The sequence below is a fragment of the Streptomyces araujoniae genome, from assembly GCF_050871195.1.
In the GTDB taxonomy this organism is placed as follows: Bacteria; Actinomycetota; Actinomycetes; order Streptomycetales; family Streptomycetaceae; genus Streptomyces; species Streptomyces bacillaris.
Genome location: NZ_CP194070.1, coordinates 3,790,950 through 3,807,415, shown reverse-complemented (window position 1 = coordinate 3,807,415; position 16,466 = coordinate 3,790,950). Strand labels below are relative to the sequence as shown.

Genomic DNA, 16,466 nt, shown 5'->3' with positions numbered 1-16,466 from the left:
GGACAGGCTGACTCGGGGCTAACCGGCCCTCCGGCGCCCCAGCAGCACCCGGGCCACCACCGCCCCCACGAGCAGGACCGCGCCGACCACCAGCACGATCCACACCGTGGTCCGCAGCGAGTCGGTCAGGGCGTCGACCACCGCCGCGGCCGCGCCCCGGTCACCGTCGGGCACCTCGTCCAGCACCCTGCTCCGGCCGACGGCCACCAGGATCCGCAGCACGATCGCGCCGAGGACGAATCCGGCGCCCACCGCCGCCGTGGCGGTCAGCCCGGCCCGGACCCCTCCCCGTACCGTCGCGACGCCCACCACCAGCACGAGGAGCACCAGGGTGGCGACGGCCGGCCAGATGCTGCAGTAGCGCAGCCAGCGGAACGAGTCCCGGAGAGTGTCCGCGCGGTCGGCGCCGATCACCGTGATCTCCGTCCGCTCGACCGGGATCTGATCCGCGAACGGCACCCCCTGGCTCACCAGATCCTGTTTGACCTGCTCGATCACCGGCGCCAGGTCGATGGTGACGGCCTCGCCGCTGTCGCCGTCCAGGGCGGTCGTCACGGCCTGGTGGGCGGTCCGGTTGGCGGTGTCCCAGGCGGTGCGGAAGGCCTCGGTGGAGGTGAAGGAGCGCACGGTCTCGTGCAGGAAGTCCCGGACGGTCTCCTGGAGCGGGCCGAGGTCGATCTGCTCCATGGCCTTCTCGGTGACCAGGTCCGCGACGGTGCTCTGGACCGCCGGGTCGGAGGAGAGCGGGGAGACGGCGGCGACATACCGGTCGGTGTCGTCGATCTCCAGGTCGACCCAGGCCGAGAGCGCGCTGAACGGCACGAGGACCGTGAGCAGGACGAGCAGGACGGCCGAGAGGGCCACCGAGCCCGCCGAGGTCCCCCGGGCCGTCGAAGCCTTCGAAGCCGCCGGGTCGGCCGAGTCCGCCGAGTGAGAGGTCCGCACCCCTCCAGGGAATCCCCTCCGGAGCCGGGCCGCTGCGGACCGTACGCCGTTCGAGTTGCCGGGGTGCGCGGGCGGGTGTGCCCTGGAGGGACGGGAGCGCGCGACGGGGGTGACGGAAGGAGCTGTCCGCGATGGTCACACACGCAGCCATGCCCGGCAGGAAGCGGGCCGGAGCCCACGCACGGCCCCGCAGTCTCAGCCCGTACGCCGTGGGGGTGCCGCTGGCGCTCGGCATCATCTACGGGTTCTACGCCGCGTTCATCCGGCGCGACGGCGGCCCCAGCACCGGCGGGCAGGTCGTCCTGGGCCTGGTCTCCGGAGCGGTGCTGGCGGCTCTCTGCTTCACGCTGGGCCGGATCCAGCGCGACCTGCGGCACGGGCTGCGTGCCCTGGCGTACGGCGCTCTGACCGCCTGCGCGATCGGCTTCCTGGTGAGCCTCACGGACACCAGCGTGCTGCGGTCCGCCGGGTTGGGACTGGTGGTCGGTGTGGGCGTCTTCCTCGCCACGTTCTACCTCTTCTACTCGCGGGAGCCCTGAGCCGGACCCGGCCGCCAGGCCCCGTCCAGCAGTGCGTTCCACCCGTGGGGCGCGGCCGCCAGATCCGATCTGGCGGCCGCGCCCCGGCATCTGGCGCCCCAGGGATGAGGGCACCGGAGAGCGGGCGGGAGGAGGCGGGAGCGATGGCGGACGACGAGCCGCTGCGGGTGGCGGTGATCATCGGCAGCACACGTGAAGGACGGATCGGCGACGCGGTCGGCCGCTGGTTCATGGAGCGCGCCCGGGCACGGGACGAACTGGACCTCGCCGTGCTGGACCTCGCGGAGTTCGACTTCCCCGTGCACCACCCGCGGCGGGCGACGGAGCAGATGACCGTGTTCACCGGAGCGATCGGCAGGGCCGAGGCCTTCGTCGTGGTCACCCCGGAGTACAACCGCTCCTTTCCCGCCTCCCTCAAGCAGGCCATCGACTTCGCCTACGACGAGTGGCAGGCCAAGCCGGTCGGCTTCGTGAGCTACGGGCACGGCTCCTCCGGGCTCTACGCGGTGGAGCAACTGCGCTCGGTCTTCACGGAGCTGCACACGGTGACCCTGCGCAACGGGGTCGCGCTCGACTTCCTGCACACACCGCTGGAGGACCACGCAGGAGCCTGCGCGCGGGACCGGGCGGCCGGGCTGATGCTCGACCAGCTCGGCTGGTGGGGCCGGGCCCTGCGCGAGGCCCGCGCGGTCCGCCCGTACGTCTCCTGACGGCCGGGACGGCGACGGTACACCCCGAGTCAATGACGACCTACAAGGAATGGATTCATGAGCACTGAACTGGCCATCGAGACCGCGGGGCTGGTGAAGGTCTTCGGCGAGAACCGCGCGGTGGACGGCGTCGACCTCGCGGTCCCGACCGGCACCGTCTACGGGGTCCTCGGACCCAACGGGGCCGGGAAGACCACCACCGTACGGATGCTCGCCACGCTGCTGCGCCCCGATGGCGGGACGGCTCAGGTGTTCGGCAAGGACGTGATGAAGGACCCCGACGCGGTCCGCAGCCGGGTCAGCCTCACCGGGCAGTACGCCTCGGTGGACGAGGACCTCACCGGCACCGAGAACCTGGTCCTGCTCGCCCGCCTCCTCGGCCACTCCAAGCCCGCGGCCCGTGACCGGGCGGCCCAGCTGCTCGAAGGATTCGGGCTGAGCGAGGCGGCGGGCAAGCAGGTGAAGAACTACTCGGGAGGCATGCGGCGCCGCATCGACATCGCCGCCTCCATCCTCAACACCCCCGACCTGCTCTTCCTGGACGAGCCGACCACCGGACTCGACCCGCGCAGCCGCAACCAGGTCTGGGACATCGTGCGCGCGGTCGTCGCCCAGGGCACCACGGTCCTGCTGACCACGCAGTATCTCGACGAGGCCGACCAGTTGGCCTCCCGGATCGCGGTGATCGACCACGGCCGGGTGATCGCCGAGGGCACCAAGGGCGAGCTGAAGGCCTCCGTCGGCTCCGGCACGGTCCACCTGCGGCTGCGCGACGCCGCCCAGCGGCCCGAGGCCGAGCGGGTGCTCTCCCGGGCGCTGGACGCCTCGGTCCTGCTGGACGCGGATCCGGTGGCGCTCACCGCCCGGGTCGATGCCCACGGCTCCGACCGGGGCGCGGCGGAACAGGCCGCACGGGCCCTGGCCGAGCTGGCCCGGTCCGGCATCACGGTCGACAACTTCTCGCTGGGGCAGCCCAGCCTCGACGAGGTCTTCCTCGCTCTCACGGACAAGAAGGGGGTGGCGGCGTGAGCACCACGACCACCAAGACGGAGCTTGAGGACGTCGCGCTCGCGGCGCCGGACGCGGAGCGCCTGTCGGCTCTCCTGGTCGGTCTGGACCGGCCGCCGAGGCCGAGCGCGCTCTCGGCCTCGTTCACCTTCGGCTGGCGCGCCATGCTGAAGATCAAGCATGTGCCGGAGCAGCTCTTCGATGTGACGGCCTTCCCGATCATGCTCGTCCTGATGTACACGTACCTCTTCGGAGGAGCGCTGGCCGGCTCCACGCAGGAGTACATCCAGTTCCTGCTGCCCGGCATCCTGGTGATGAGCGTCGTGATGATCACGATGTACACGGGCGTCGCGGTCAACACCGACATCGCCAAGGGCGTCTTCGACCGGTTCCGCACGCTGCCGATCTGGCGGCCCGCGCCGATGGTCGGCTATCTGCTCGGTGACGTCCTGCGCTATCTGCTGGCTTCGGTGGTGATGCTCTCCGTCGGCATGATCATCGGCTTCCGGCCCGAGGGCGGGGTGCTCGGGGTGCTGGCCGGAGTGGCCCTGCTGCTGGTGTTCTCGTTCGCCTTCTCGTGGATCTGGACCATGTTCGGGCTGATGCTGCGCACGGAGAAGTCCGTGATGGGCGTCAGCATGATGGTGATCTTCCCGCTGACCTTCCTCAGCAACGTCTTCGTCCTCCCGAGCACGATGCCGGGCTGGCTGCAGGCGTTCGTGAACAACAGCCCCATCACCCACCTGGTCTCGGCGGTGCGCGGGCTGATGGCGGGCGACTGGCCCGTCGCGGATCTCGCCTGGTCACTGGGGTGGGCCGGAGTGATCATGCTCGTCTTCGGCGCCGTGACGATGCGGCTCTACAACCGCAAGTGACGGGTGGCGGCGGCGACTCGGCGTCGGGTCACAGCCGCCAGTCGGGGGTGCGGCCGGGGCGGTAGGCGCAGGTGGTTCCCGTGGTCACGGACTCCCGCAGATGCGCCGCGAGTCCGGGGTGGAGGGAGTCCAGCTTGCGCAGGGTGTCGCGGATCCGGGCGGTGACAGTCTTGCGGGCCCGCTCGGTCTGGTCGCCCAGGCGGCGGCTCCGGCCACCGAGGCCCGCCGCGGTGCGCAGCTGGTCCAGGAGGGCCTGCCGCTCCCGGTCGTACGCCGCCATCTGCCGGGTGTCGTCCCGGGCCGCCGCACGGTCTATCTCGGCGTCCAGCCGGTCCAGGTGCTCCTTGTAGCGGCGCTTGGCCTCCTCGTCGAGCACCGGGTCGCCGCCGAGCCGCCCGGCGGCGACCACGGCGCTGCCGCCTTCGGGGGCGAGCAGCTGCACGGCCGGGACGTCGGCGCCCGGGAGCCCCAGCAGACTGTGCAGGTCCCGCAGCCCCTTGGCGTCGGGCATGTGCACGGTCCGCCCGTCCCAGCGCAACTGCCAGACGGGCCCGTCGCGACGGAACTCGGCGGCCGGGGCCGAGGCCTGGGCTTCGCCGGAGCTGGAGCCGGAGCCGGAACTGGAGTCGGAACCGGAGTCGGACTTGGACCCGGAGCCGGGTTGCGAGGCGGTGGCGGGGTGGGCGGCGTCAGGGGCGGGGAAGGCGGGGGTGGTTGGTGTGGCCGCTCCGGATGCGTCGGCGGGGAAGGAGAGTTCCAGGGGTGCGGCGGCTGGGCGGCGGGCCGCGGGCCAGGAGGCCGTACGGATGGAGGCCGCCTCGGACGCCAGGTGGTGCAGGCCCAGCTCGGCCGCCTCCCGCTCCGCTTCGGTGAGGATCGCGCGGGCCCGGCCGGTGTCGCCCGGCTCCGCGCGGGCGAGGAGGGAGCGGGACAGGTCCAGCCGGGAGCGTACGGCCCAGGGGCGGGCGCCGAGGCGGTCCGCGGAGGCGGTGGCCTCGGTGAGCGCGGCGACGGCGGCGTCCCGGTCGTGGCGGGCGGCGGCGAGCATTCCGAGCCAGAGGTCGGCGGGGCCGCTGATGTCGCACCCGTACAGCGAGACGACCCATTGGCCTGTGCAGGGGGTGAGTTCGTCCTCCGCGCGGGCGATCAGGTGCCGGTCGCCGGTGGCCGCGGCGGTCCGGGCCAGCAGCCGGAGCCAGAGCGGCATGAACACCCGCGGGTAGGGGGCGGGGCGGTCCGACTGCTCGGCGATCAGGCGGAGGGCCGGGGCGGCGTCGCCCTGCTCGACCGCGGTGAGCGCCTCCAGCAGCCGGGGGTACGGATACCGGACGCGCGGGAGCGTGGCGAGGATCTTCTCCGCCTCCGCGAACCGGCCCTGGAGCAGATACCGGGACCAGTGCAGATGGGACCGCATGAAGCCGAACGCCTCGTGCTCCTCGTCCTCGGGGCCGAGCACCTCGTCCCGCAGCGCCTCGGCCGCCTCGCCGAACCGGCCCTGGAGGGAGGCGATCAGGCTGCTGTCGATGGCGATGGACACGGCGAACCGGGGCAGCTCGGAGCGCTCGGCGGCCCGGACGAAGGTGCGGAACTGGTCGATGAAGGCCGGGTCGCCCAGCTCCAGCAGCGTCACCCACCGCATGGAGGCGGCGTGCAGCTCCATGTCCAGGTTCTGCGTGCGGCGGCCGACGACGGCCATCTCGTCCGTCAGCCCCAGCCGCTCCACCGCGGAGCCGAGGCCCCAGACGGAGTCATGGCGGGCCCAGAGGGAGAAGGCGAGCGCCTCGTCGTCCGAGCCGTCGCGGGCGAGGGCCATGATGTGGATGGCCAGCTCCTGCGCGAGCCGGTCGGCGGAGAGACCGTCCTGCCCGTCCTTGCCGGTGACCTTGCGGTGGGCCTCGCTCAGGAAGGCCACCATGAACGCCTCGCTGCCGCCGAAGGCGCCCTGGCGGTACAGGGTGATCGCCACCCGGGCCACCAGCTCGGGGTCGTCCAGATCCCGGGCCAGGGCGACCGCCCGGTCCAGCAGCCGCTCCCCCTCGGCGGGCTCCCCGGTGTGCCGCAGGTGTTCGCCCAGGTCGAGACAGATGAGTGCGACCCGGCGGCGGTCATGGGCCGGGAGGCCGTCGGCCCCGCGCCCCGGAGTGCCCGCCGGTGCCGCCTCCCCGGCTGCCCCGCCCCGCGCCCCCGGCCCGGAGCCCGTCCCCGTCTCGCCACCCGTCTCCGGCTCCTCGCCTTCGCCGCCCGCCTCGCCTTCCGCGCCTTCCTCGTCCGAGGCGACCGCGAGGGCCCGGCGGTAGTGGCCGGTGGCCTCCTCGTCGGCCAGGCGCCCGGAGGCGTCCCGGGCGGCGGCGAGCAGCAGGTCGATCCGGCGGTCGCGCTCCAGCTCCCCTCCGGCGAGGTGGGCGTGGCGGGCGAGGTCCCCGGGCCGCACGGCGTCGTCGAGGCCGCCGTGCGCGTCCAGCGCCCGTACGGCGGAGGCGTGGCGGCGGCGGGCCTCTGGCCCTCCGAGGGAGGCGTACAGCGTCTCGCGGAGCAGGTCGTGGGCGAAGGCGTAACTCCCGGAGGGGCGCGGCACGACGACCCGGGCGATGACCGCCGACTCCAGCAGTCGCTCCACCCGGGGGACCGGGGAGCCGTGCACCACGGCCAGCACCTGCCGGCGGAACTCCCGGCCCAGCAGGGCGGCGGACGTCAGCAGTGAGACGACCTCCCCGGGCAGCAGGCTCAGCCGCTGCCGGACGGCCTCCCGCACGCCGGGCGGGATGGTGGAGACAGGACTCCCGCTGTGCCAGAGCCGGGCCGTCTGCTCGACGAAGAACGGGTTGCCGCCGGTGCGCCGGTGGACCTCGTCGACCAGGTGCGGGGCGGGCTCGCGGCCCGTCGTCACGGCCATCAGCGCCCCCACCTCGTCCCGGCCGAGGCCGGTCAGCGTGAGGGTGGCCGAGGCACGCGACACGAGGGGCAGGATGAGCTGCTGGAGCGGGTGGCCGTGGGCCTCCACCTCGACGTCCCGGTAGGTGCCGATGAGCAGCAGCCGTTCGAACCAGGTGTGCTGGGCGGCGAATTCGAGCAGCCGGAGCGAGGCGGGGTCGGCGCTGTGGAGATCGTCGAGGACCACGGCCAGCGGGCGGCTCTGGGAGATGGTGACCAGGGCCGTCGTCACCGCGTCGTACAGCCCGAAGGCCTCGACCCCGTCCGGCGTGCCCCCGGCGGAACCGGGCACCCCGGTGGAACCGGACCCTCCGACGGAACCGGACCCTCCGGCTGAACCCATACCGGCCGTACCGGCACCGGTCGCACCGGCATCGGCCGTACCGGCACCCGCCGTACCGGCACCGGATCCTTCGCCGTCTGCTGCCCCCACTGCCCCGGAGGCCCCGGCCGCCGCCGCATCGACAGCGACACCGGCGCCCCCGCCCCAGCCCTCCGCCCGGCCGTCGCCCGACGGGTCGCCGAGGAGGACGCCGAGGCGGCCGTCCGACGCCTCCTGGGCCGCCGCCCACTCGGCCGCCGTGGCGGAGCGGCGCAGCCCGCGCAGCACCTGCACCCAGGGCCAGTAGCCGGGGGTGCTCCCGGAGTCCCAGCAGGAGCCGCCGACCACCAGCGCACCGCGCCGCCGCGCCTCGTGCGCGGCGTCGGTGACGAGGGTGGTCTTCCCGATGCCGGCCTCGCCCGTGACGAGCACGAGACCGCCGTGGCTCTCCGTCGCCCGGACGATCTCCGAGCGGAGGATGCCTGCGGGGTGATCGCGCCCGAACAGAGCAGGGGTCATGACCACACGATAGGAGCACCCACTGACAACAGCCCCTCCACCGGCCCGTGAACGGCAGGTGCCCCCTTCCCACCGGGCCGAAGCCGTCGGAGGCCGTGGACTCCGGAACGAGAACCGTGGGCTCCGAAACGAGAACCGTGGGCTCCGGGCCGGAAACACCGGGCTCCGGAAGGAAGCCCGTGGGCTCGGGAGGGAAAGGGGGCAGCCCCGTACCGCCGCATCGCACGGCGCGGGGGAGGTGTCAGTCGCGTACCACTGTCACCGGGCACGGAGCGTGCTGCGTGACGTGCAGGCTGACCGAGCCGAGCAGCGTCGCCTTGAGGCCGCTGCGGCCCCGGGCGCCCACGACGAGCAGGCTGGCGCCCCTGGCCCGGTCGAGCAGGGTCTGGGCGGGGTTGCCGATGACCACGACCTTGGTGACCGCGGCGGCCCCCTCCTGGCCCAGGGCCTCCTCCAGGGCCTCGTTGAGGGAGACCGTGGCGAGCGCCTGCGGGTCGAAGTCCTCCGGGAGGCCCGGCATCATCGAGGCCCAGCTGGTCGCGGGGTACTCCCAGCTGTTGACGGCCTCCACGGTGTCACCGGTCAGCTCGGCCTGACGGACGGCCCAGTGCAGTGCCTTGATCGAGGGATCGGACCCGTCCACGCCCACGACGATCCTGCCCATGTCTGCCTCCAGCTCGCTAGCTCGCTCCGGCTCGTACCGCGTCCGGCTTCCTCGTACAGCGTCCGGCTTCACTGTAATCAAACGGGACAATCGGGCCGCCCGGCCCCTTCGGTCAGGACTCCCGCCCGGCCCCTTCGGCCCGGCCGCCCGCCCGGGGAGTCGGTCCAGCCTTCCTCCCGGCTGCCCACCCCGCCCCGGACCCGGCCCGCCCCGGCCCGCCCCGGCCCGGACCCGGCCCGGCCGCCGCCGGGGGCAGTCGAGCCGAGGCCCGGGGGTCACTCCAGTCGCGCCCCGGGAGTCAGTCCAGCCGCAGGTCCGCGAGTTGCTGTTCGAAGGGGACGAGCGCGTCCTCCCCGTCGTCCAGGCCCGGTGTCCGGGAGGCCCCGGAGACCGTGCGGCCCAGGACCGCCGAGGCCAGCTCGCCGCCCGCGCGCCGGATCCGGGACGGCAGGCCTTCGGTGTGCTCGTCGCCGGCGGAGCCCCAGTCCTCGGAGGCCGCGTAGACGGAGGTCGGTACGGTGACGGCCCGCAGATAGGCGAAGAGCGGCCGCAGCGCGTGCTCCAGGACCAGCGAGTGGCGGGCCGTGCCGCCCGTCGCGGCGATCACGACGGGCTTGCCGGTCAGCGCGGTGTGGTCGATCAGGTCGAAGAACGACTTGAACAGACCGCTGTACGAGGCGGTGAAGACGGGCGTCACGGCGATCAGCCCGTCCGCCTCCGTCACCGCGTCGATCGCCTCCCGCAGCGCGGCCGGCGGGAACCCGCTGACCAGGTGGTTGGCGATGTCCACGGCGAGGTCTCGCAGTTCGATGACGTGGACCTCGACGTTCCGGTCCTGGTCGGCCGCGAGGCGCTCCCGGGTGGCGGTGGCCAGCCGGTCGGCGAGCAGCCGGGTCGAGGACGGCCGGCTCAGCCCCGCCGAGACGGCGACGATCCGCAGGGGGGTGGTGGCGAACATCGGGGTCAGCCCTCCTTCCGGGCGGCCCGGGCGGCGGTCACCGCCGGGTGGACGGGCGCGGACTCCGGCACTCCGGCCGGCCGCAGGTTGGCGAACTCCTTGCGCAGCACGGGCACGACCTCCTCGCCGAGGAGGTCGAGCTGCTCCAGGACCGTCTTCAGCGGGAGTCCCGCGTGGTCCATCAGGAACAGCTGACGCTGGTAGTCACCGACCGCGTCCCGGAACGTCAGGGTCCGCTCGATGACCTCCTGCGGGGAGCCCACCGTCAGCGGGGTCTCCCGGGTGAAGTCCTCCAGGGACGGGCCGTGGCCGTAGACCGGCGCGTTGTCGAAGTACGGCCGGAACTCCCGTACCGCGTCCTGCGAGTTCTTCCGCATGAACACCTGGCCGCCGAGCCCCACGATGGCCTGTTCGGCGGTGCCGTGGCCGTAGTGGGCGTACCGCCGCCGGTACAGCGAGACCATCTTCTTCGTGTGCTCCATCGGCCAGAAGATGTTGTTGTGGAAGAACCCGTCCCCGTAGTACGCGGCCTGTTCCGCGATCTCGGGGGAGCGGATGGAGCCGTGCCAGACGAACGGCGGGACGCCGTCCAGCGGGCGCGGGGTGGCGGTGAAGGACTGCAGCGGCGTACGGAACTTGCCCTCCCAGTCCACGACGTCCTCGCGCCACAGCCTGTGCAGCAGGGCGTAGTTCTCGATGGCCAGCGGGATGCCCTGGCGGATGTCCTTGCCGAACCAGGGGTAGACCGGTCCGGTGTTGCCCCGGCCCATCATCAGGTCGACGCGGCCGTCCGCGAGGTGCTGGAGGGTGGCGTAGTCCTCCGCGATCTTCACCGGGTCGTTGGTGGTGATCAGGGTGGTGGACGTGGACAGGATCAGGTTCTCGGTACGGGCGGCGATGTAGCCGAGGGTCGTCGTCGGGGAGGACGGGACGAACGGCGGGTTGTGGTGCTCGCCGGTCGCGAAGACGTCCAGGCCGACCTCCTCGGCCTTCTGCGCGATGGCGAGAGTGGCCTTGATCCGCTCGTTCTCGCTCGGCGTCCGGCCGGTGGTCGGGTCGGTGGTGACGTCTCCGACCGTGAAGATCCCGAACTGCATGGCGTCCGCCTCCTGAGGGTCGCGGGGTGATCCATAATTGGTTGAACGTTGAACTACACCCTACAACGGGACGCCCCCGCGACCTATTCCTCCACGGCTCACCCCCAGGCTTCGTGGCTTCCGCGGGTTCTACGGCGTCACGATCGGGAACGACCTGTCCGGTTCCGTGAGTACGGAGACGAGCTCCCCGAGGAGGGACGCGTCACCGTTCTGCTCGATCCCGGCCACCCCCTCGCCCGCGAGGACGGAGAGCAACTGCGGCTTGCTGAGGGTGAGCGTCAGCCCCGCCGGGGCCCAGGAACCGGCGCCCGGCCCAGCGGTGCGGTGGGTGAGGGCCCCGTTGTGCAGGGTGAGCCGGTGGCGGACGGGGGCGGCGGCGGAGCCGTCGGTCACGACCAGGTCGATCACCAGCTCCATGTCCCAGGCGCGTGGCCCGTCCACACGCACGGCGAGCGAGTCGAGGAGCTGCTCCACGGTGAGCGCCATCACCACCTCGGGGCTCGCGGAGTCCAGCGCCAGGGTTCCCGCGCCCTCCTCCAGCTCCTTGGCGCCCATCAGGTAGAAGTTGCGCCACGGGCCGTTCTCCGCGCCGTGGCCCAGCCGCCGGTAGACCCCGGCCAGCTCGGTACGGGCGGCCCGGTGCGAGGCGTCCGCGAAGACGACATGGTTCAGCAGGGTCGCGGCGAACCGCAGATCGCCCGCCTCCGCGTACGCGCGCGCCTTGGCCAGCACGGCGTCGGCCCCGCCCATGCACTCCACGTACCGCTCGGCCGACTCCACCGGCGGGTGCTCCCACAGGTGGGCCGGGTTGCCGTCGAACCAGCCCAGATAGCGCTGGTAGACCGCCTTCACGTTGTGGCTGAGCGAGCCGTAGTAGCCGCGGGCGTGCCAGCACTTCTCCAGGGCGGGCGGCAGCTGGATCGTCTCCGCGATCTCGGGGCCGGTCAGCCCGGCGTTGAGCATGCGCAGGGTCTGGTCGTGGAGGTACGCGTACAGGTCGCGCTGGGCGGTGAGGAACTCCCGTACGTTCTCCCGGCCCCAGGTGGGCCAGTGGTGTGACGCGAAGGCGACGTCCGCCGCGTCCCCGAACAGCTCGACGGCCTCGTCCAGATAGCGCGACCAGACGCGCGCGTCCCGGACCACGGCCCCGCGCAGGGTCACGATGTTGTGCATGGTGTGGGTGGCGTTCTCGGCCAGGCAGAGCGCCCGGTGGTCCGGGAAGAGGAAGTTCATCTCGGCGGGCGCCTCGGTGCCCGGGGTGAGCTGGAAGACGATCCGTACGCCGTCGAGCACCTCCTCCTGGCCCGTGTGCGTGATGTCCGTCGTGGGCGGGATCAGCGTCAGCGTCCCGGTGGAGGTGGTCATGCCGAGCCCGGCGCCGATCTGGCCGTCGGGGCCCTTCGCCAGGCTGTCGCCGTACATGAACATCGCCCGCCGGAGCATGGCGTTGCCCGCGTAGACGTTCTCGCTGGCGGCGTGCTCCAGGAATCCGGCGGGGGCGAGCACCGGGACGCCCGCCTCCGTGCCCGGGGGCAGCACCCCGCGCGCCCCGCCGAAGTGGTCGCCGTGCGAGTGGGTGTAGATCAGCGCGGTGACGGGCCGGTCGCCCCGGTGGCCCCGGTAGAGCGCCAGCGCGGCGGCCGCGGTCTCGGCGGAGATCAGCGGGTCGATGACGACGACCCCGCGCTCGCCCTCGACCAGGGTCATGTTCGACAGGTCGAGCCCGCGCACCTGGTAGATGCCCTCGGTGACCTCGTACAGCCCCTGCCGCGCACAGAGCCGGGCCTGCCGCCAGAGGCTCGGGTGGGCGGTGTCGGGGCACGGGTCGTCGAGGAAGGCGTAGCTGTCGTTGTCCCAGACCACCCGGCCGTCGTCGGCGGTGATCACGGCGGGGTCGAGGGCGGTGACGAAGCCGCGGTCGGCGTTCGTGAGATCGGTGGTGTCGTCGAACGGGAGGTGGCTCATGGAAGCCCAGTAGAGCGGAAGCGGTCCTAAGGTGCATATCGTCACATCGCCGTACTGTCCGACCGGACCGGGCGTAGCCTGTCCTGCGCACTGAGGGAGCTGTCCTGCGCACTGCGGGGGCTGTCATGCGCGCTGAGGGAGGCGGATTCCATGGGTGGCAGGGACATCGAGAGCTGGAAGGCCCGGGGAGTCGCCCTGCGCGTCTTCGTCTACGTCTTCGTGACGCACCTCTTCGCGGGCTTCATCTGGATCCTCTTCTCCGTGGGCGGCCACGCGGACAAGTAGCCGGCAAGGAGCGGACGGCGGGGGGCGGCAGGACGGCGGGGCGGCGGGGCAGCAGGGCAGAGGGCAGCAGGACAGCAGGAGGCCGCGGTCGGCGGGCCCGGCTGTTATTCATGCGCCCGGTAGGCCCGTGGCCGCTACACTCGCCGTATGACCTCCGTACCGTGCCGGAACTGGTGGCGCTCCTTCTAGGAGCGGCCACAGCATCTGTCTGCACGGAACCCAGGGCCGTTCACCATGGACGGCCCTTTCGCATGCCTGCTCCACCCCGCTCCGGGCCGTCCTCCGCGCACCCACCCGCCACCGCGAGGAGCCCCGCCATGACGATCACCGCCACCCCCTCCCCGACGGCCACCGGCGCCGGACTCCGCAGCGCCGGACTGGAGCACCGGATCGCCCGGGACCCCGCCCGCTTCCGGGTCCTCACCGGCGACCGCCCCACCGGCCCCCTCCACCTCGGCCACTACTTCGGCACCCTGCGCAACCGGGTCCGCCTCCAGGACCTCGGCGTGGAGGTCTTCGTCCTGATCGCCGACTACCAGGTGCTCACCGACCGGGACACCGCCGAGCGGCTCCAGGAGCACACCGACGGGCTTCTCCTGGACCATCTGGCCCTCGGTGTCGACCCCGCCCGGTCCACCGTCTTCACCCACAGCGCCGTTCCCGCGCTCAACCAGCTCCTGCTGCCCTTCCTCAGCCTCGTCTCCGTGGCGGAACTGGGCCGCAACCCCACGGTGAAGGACGAGATCGCGCACTCCCGGCAGTCGGCGGTGAGCGGGCTGATGTACACCTACCCGGTCCACCAGGCGGCCGACATCCTCTTCTGCAAGGGCAACGTGGTCCCCGTGGGACAGGACCAGCTGCCCCACCTCGAACTCACCCGGACGATCGCCCGCCGCTTCAACGAGCGGTACGGGGACGTCTTCCCGGAACCCGAGGCCCTGCTCTCCGCCGCACCCCTGCTCCTCGGCACCGACGGCACCAAGATGAGCAAGAGCCGCGCCAACTCCATCCCGCTCGGCGCCACCGCCGACGAGACGGCCCGCCTGATCAGGGGCGCGACCACGGACGCCGACCGGCACATCACCTACGACCCCGAGACCCGCCCCGGCGTCTCCTCGCTCGTCCTGCTGGCCGCCCTCTGCCTGGAACGGGACCCGCGCGAGGTCGCGGCGGAGATCGGCGGCGGCGGTGCGGCCGCACTCAAGCGGACGGTGACCGACGCGGTCAACAGCCACCTGGCGCCCGTCCGGGCCCGGCGGGCGGAGTACGCGGCGGACCTCACGTACGTACGGTCGGTCCTGCGCGCGGGCAACGAGCGGGCCGTCGCGGTCGCGGACCGGACCCTGGAGGAGGTACGGGAGGCGATGGGCACGTTCCGGTAGCGGGTGACCGGCCACCGGTCACCGGATCGGCGGACGCCTCCTCACGACCGCCTGCTCACGGCCTGCTGCTCACGGCCGCCTCCTCACCGCCGGTTCCGGTTTCGCGGCCGGTTCCGGTGGCGGGTCACCGGGCCGGCCGTCGCCTCCTCATCGCCGGCATCGGCCGGCGGCTCACCGGGCCGGCCGTCGTCCCCGTCTCCACCTCACTGGCCCGGCACCACCGACCGCTGCCGGCGCAGCAGCTCCGCCAGCCCCCGCCGGGTGGCCGCGATGACCACCCGGTCCTGGGCGCGGAGCACATACCCGGGGTGCAGGTCCCACACCAGGCCGGAGGGCGGCGGAGTGCCACCGTCCGGGGGGTACGGGGGGAGGGCGGCCAGGTCCGGGTTGCGGTCGGCGGGCGGGGTGGCGTCGATGGCCAGGACCCGCCAGGCACGGGCCTGGAACGCCTGCTCCACGGTGCGCCCCTCCAGCTGCGGATGGCCCGCCACCTCCAGGGCCGCGAAGAGCATCACCTTCCGCTCGACCGGCACCGCGCCGAGGATCTGACGGCCCATCATGGCGACGGCGAAGGAGGGGGCGGCCAGGTGGGAGACGGAGCGGGAGCGGGTGAGGGCCTGGGGGTGCGCGGTGCGCAGGGTGCGGTAGACGGCGGTGGCGAACTCGTCGTCGTACAGCCGCAGCGCCACCCTCAGGTCCGGCTTGACCGACCGCGCGTACAGCGTCGCCTCCAGGTTCGTCGTGTCGACGCTGGTGAGCGCGAGGAGGGCATGGGCGCGGCGGATCTTGGCGGCTTCGAGGACGCCCTCCTGGGTGACGTCGCCGAGGACGGTCGGTACGTGCATGGAGCGGGCCAGCGGGATGCCCCGCGCCTCGGGGTCCTCCTCCACGACGACGACGGGGATGTCGAGTTCGCGGAGGTGCACGAGGACGCGCGTGCCGATCTTGCCGAGTCCGAGCAGCACCACGTGCCCCGACAGGCCGCGCGGCGGGCGGCGCAGCGAGGAGGCGGTGCGCAGGGTGCCGAACGCCTCCAGGACGGCCGCGATCAGCAGCGGGAGCAGCAGGATTCCGGCGACTCCGGAGAAGATCTGGATGACCTTCCGTGCCGTCGTGCCGTCCTCCGAGGGGTCGTTCATGCTCAGCAGGTCGAGCAGGATGAGGTAGGCGGAGTGCAGCAGGCTGTCCTCGGTGGTGAGGACCGAGACGATCACCAGGGCGACCGCCGCCAGCGCGAACCCCAGGGCCGACCAGCGCAGCCGGCGGGAGAAGACCTGGGCGAGCGGGGCGCCCCTGCCGCCCATCCGGGTCGCGGGGCGGTCCGGGTCGGCGCGGCTGACGGCCTCCAGGACGACGGTCCCGCGCCCGGTGGCGGCGGCCACGGACCGGTCGTCAGGCAGGAGTTCGGGACCTTCGTCACCGCTGCTGTCCGAACCCTCCGTGCCTGCCGGGTCGTTGGTGGTGGAGGAGAGCAGGGCGAGCGTGCAGAGCCCCGGATCGGCCCTCTCGCCCGGCCCCGGTGGCGGGCGTTCGGCGGCGCGCAGGAGCAGTCCCTCGGCCTGGATGACCTTGCTGCTGCCGGTGACGGCGGTCGCGGCGAGGGCCGGGGCGGCGGTGTCGGCGTCGGAGAGGACGGTGGTGGAGGCGTCGAGCGTCGCCGGGTCGATGCCGGGCATGGCGACGGCCGCCGCCTGGTCGAGCAGCTCCTCCAGGTGCAGGCCGAGCTTGCGGTTGTAGAGCCGGATCACCAGCCGCAGACGGGGGTTGAGGCGGCGGGCGGTCAGGGCGGCGCGGATGTTCCGCTCGTCGTCGTCGTAGACGAGCGCGAGGGCGGCGGCCCGGTCGACGCCCGCCTCCTCCAGCACGTCGTCGGAGGGTTCGGGCGCCTCCATGATCCGGACGGCCTCGACCCCGGCGTTGGTGTCGTTGCCCGCGCCGCCCGCTCCGCCGTTCCCGTTCCCGGTGGTGCGGTTCATCGCCGCCGACATCCGGCCGAACAGGGCGGCCGCGCGCCCCCGTTGGGTCAGCGGTGTCTCGGGGCTGTTGGCGTCACGGCCGGGCGGCAGGAGGAGGGTGACCCGTTCGCCGTAGACGAAGCGCAGCTCCACGGCGAGCCGGCGCGCCAGCGCGTCGTCGCCGCAGACGATCATGTGACCGGTGGACGGGGGGTGTCCCGGCTGGGGGCGTCCGGGCTGCGGTCGCCCCGTCGGGGGCCGTCCCGGCTGCTGAGGAAGTGGGGGCACGAAACCCAGCATGCCGTGATCCT

Annotated in this window: 13 protein-coding genes; 6 read left to right on the top strand and 7 right to left on the bottom strand. The window is 73.0% G+C overall.

The annotated features are described in order from the left end of the window. Positions 1-18 precede the first annotated feature (18 nt). Positions 19-945 (bottom strand): hypothetical protein, encoded by a 927-nt coding sequence (locus ACQ9ZG_RS16110; protein WP_181398162.1) that lies wholly within the window; start codon positions 943-945, stop codon positions 19-21. 131 nt (positions 946-1,076) lie between these two features. Here ACQ9ZG_RS16110 and ACQ9ZG_RS16105 point away from each other — a divergent pair, with 131 nt between their 5' ends. From ACQ9ZG_RS16105 to ACQ9ZG_RS16090, 4 genes are all read left to right on the top strand, one after another. Further along, positions 1,077-1,484 (top strand): hypothetical protein, encoded by a 408-nt coding sequence (locus ACQ9ZG_RS16105; RefSeq protein WP_109914921.1) that lies wholly within the window; start codon positions 1,077-1,079, stop codon positions 1,482-1,484. A 143-nt stretch (positions 1,485-1,627) separates the two neighbouring features. Continuing rightward, positions 1,628-2,194 (top strand): NADPH-dependent FMN reductase, encoded by a 567-nt coding sequence (locus tag ACQ9ZG_RS16100; RefSeq protein ID WP_028415878.1) that lies wholly within the window; start codon positions 1,628-1,630, stop codon positions 2,192-2,194. A 57-nt stretch (positions 2,195-2,251) separates the two neighbouring features. Further along, positions 2,252-3,223: an ATP-binding cassette domain-containing protein gene (locus ACQ9ZG_RS16095; protein WP_018489735.1), complete on the top strand. Its 972-nt coding sequence runs from the start codon at positions 2,252-2,254 to the stop codon at positions 3,221-3,223. Continuing rightward, a complete protein-coding gene (locus ACQ9ZG_RS16090) occupies positions 3,220-4,077 on the top strand; it encodes an ABC transporter permease (RefSeq protein ID WP_028415879.1) in 858 nt (285 codons plus the stop codon). Before ACQ9ZG_RS16095 ends, ACQ9ZG_RS16090 begins: the two co-directional genes overlap by 4 nt. A gap of 28 nt (positions 4,078-4,105) precedes the next feature. Here the strand turns inward: ACQ9ZG_RS16090 and ACQ9ZG_RS16085 are convergent, their stop codons facing one another. From ACQ9ZG_RS16085 to ACQ9ZG_RS16065, 5 genes are all read right to left on the bottom strand, one after another. Beyond that, positions 4,106-7,849: an ATP-binding protein gene (locus tag ACQ9ZG_RS16085; protein WP_499280722.1), complete on the bottom strand. Its 3,744-nt coding sequence runs from the start codon at positions 7,847-7,849 to the stop codon at positions 4,106-4,108. A 241-nt stretch (positions 7,850-8,090) separates the two neighbouring features. Further along, on the bottom strand, positions 8,091-8,513 hold the full coding sequence (locus tag ACQ9ZG_RS16080; protein ID WP_109914670.1) for a universal stress protein: 423 nt from the start codon (positions 8,511-8,513) through the stop codon (positions 8,091-8,093). A gap of 298 nt (positions 8,514-8,811) precedes the next feature. Then, positions 8,812-9,471 carry an FMN reductase gene (locus ACQ9ZG_RS16075; RefSeq protein ID WP_109916099.1) on the bottom strand — a complete coding sequence of 220 codons (660 nt, stop codon included), beginning with the start codon at positions 9,469-9,471 and terminating at the stop codon, positions 8,812-8,814. A 5-nt stretch (positions 9,472-9,476) separates the two neighbouring features. Further along, positions 9,477-10,568: an LLM class flavin-dependent oxidoreductase gene (locus ACQ9ZG_RS16070; RefSeq protein ID WP_109916098.1), complete on the bottom strand. Its 1,092-nt coding sequence runs from the start codon at positions 10,566-10,568 to the stop codon at positions 9,477-9,479. A gap of 129 nt (positions 10,569-10,697) precedes the next feature. Then, complete coding sequence (locus ACQ9ZG_RS16065; protein ID WP_109916097.1) at positions 10,698-12,533, bottom strand: alkyl/aryl-sulfatase; 1,836 nt, start codon at positions 12,531-12,533, stop codon at positions 10,698-10,700. 150 nt (positions 12,534-12,683) lie between these two features. On the opposite strand from ACQ9ZG_RS16065, the gene ACQ9ZG_RS16060 reads away from it, so the two are divergent. Continuing rightward, entirely contained in the window at positions 12,684-12,818 is a 135-nt protein-coding gene (locus ACQ9ZG_RS16060) for a DUF6126 family protein (protein WP_219995620.1), read from the top strand. 317 nt (positions 12,819-13,135) lie between these two features. Next, positions 13,136-14,200 carry a tryptophan--tRNA ligase gene (gene trpS, locus ACQ9ZG_RS16055; RefSeq protein ID WP_109916096.1) on the top strand — a complete coding sequence of 355 codons (1,065 nt, stop codon included), beginning with the start codon at positions 13,136-13,138 and terminating at the stop codon, positions 14,198-14,200. Between the two features lie 203 nt (positions 14,201-14,403). On the opposite strand, the gene ACQ9ZG_RS16050 is transcribed toward trpS, so the two are convergent. Beyond that, positions 14,404-16,455 (bottom strand): NAD-binding protein, encoded by a 2,052-nt coding sequence (locus ACQ9ZG_RS16050; RefSeq protein WP_109915230.1) that lies wholly within the window; start codon positions 16,453-16,455, stop codon positions 14,404-14,406. Between the last annotated feature and the right edge of the window lie 11 nt (positions 16,456-16,466).

Excerpts from the sequence above, each read along its gene's own strand:
- ACQ9ZG_RS16050 (WP_109915230.1), bottom strand. The coding sequence starts at position 16,455 with ATGCTGGGTTTCGTGCCCCCACTTCCTCAGCAGCCGGGACGGCCCCCG.
- ACQ9ZG_RS16105 (WP_109914921.1), top strand. The coding sequence starts at position 1,077 with ATGGTCACACACGCAGCCATGCCCGGCAGGAAGCGGGCCGGAGCCCAC.
- ACQ9ZG_RS16060 (WP_219995620.1), top strand. The coding sequence starts at position 12,684 with ATGGGTGGCAGGGACATCGAGAGCTGGAAGGCCCGGGGAGTCGCCCTG.
- ACQ9ZG_RS16075 (WP_109916099.1), bottom strand. The coding sequence starts at position 9,471 with ATGTTCGCCACCACCCCCCTGCGGATCGTCGCCGTCTCGGCGGGGCTG.
- ACQ9ZG_RS16095 (WP_018489735.1), top strand. The coding sequence starts at position 2,252 with ATGAGCACTGAACTGGCCATCGAGACCGCGGGGCTGGTGAAGGTCTTC.
- ACQ9ZG_RS16065 (WP_109916097.1), bottom strand. The coding sequence starts at position 12,533 with ATGAGCCACCTCCCGTTCGACGACACCACCGATCTCACGAACGCCGAC.
- trpS (WP_109916096.1), top strand. The coding sequence starts at position 13,136 with ATGACGATCACCGCCACCCCCTCCCCGACGGCCACCGGCGCCGGACTC.
- ACQ9ZG_RS16100 (WP_028415878.1), top strand. The coding sequence starts at position 1,628 with ATGGCGGACGACGAGCCGCTGCGGGTGGCGGTGATCATCGGCAGCACA.
- ACQ9ZG_RS16080 (WP_109914670.1), bottom strand. The coding sequence starts at position 8,513 with ATGGGCAGGATCGTCGTGGGCGTGGACGGGTCCGATCCCTCGATCAAG.
- ACQ9ZG_RS16085 (WP_499280722.1), bottom strand. The coding sequence starts at position 7,849 with ATGACCCCTGCTCTGTTCGGGCGCGATCACCCCGCAGGCATCCTCCGC.
- ACQ9ZG_RS16070 (WP_109916098.1), bottom strand. The coding sequence starts at position 10,568 with ATGCAGTTCGGGATCTTCACGGTCGGAGACGTCACCACCGACCCGACC.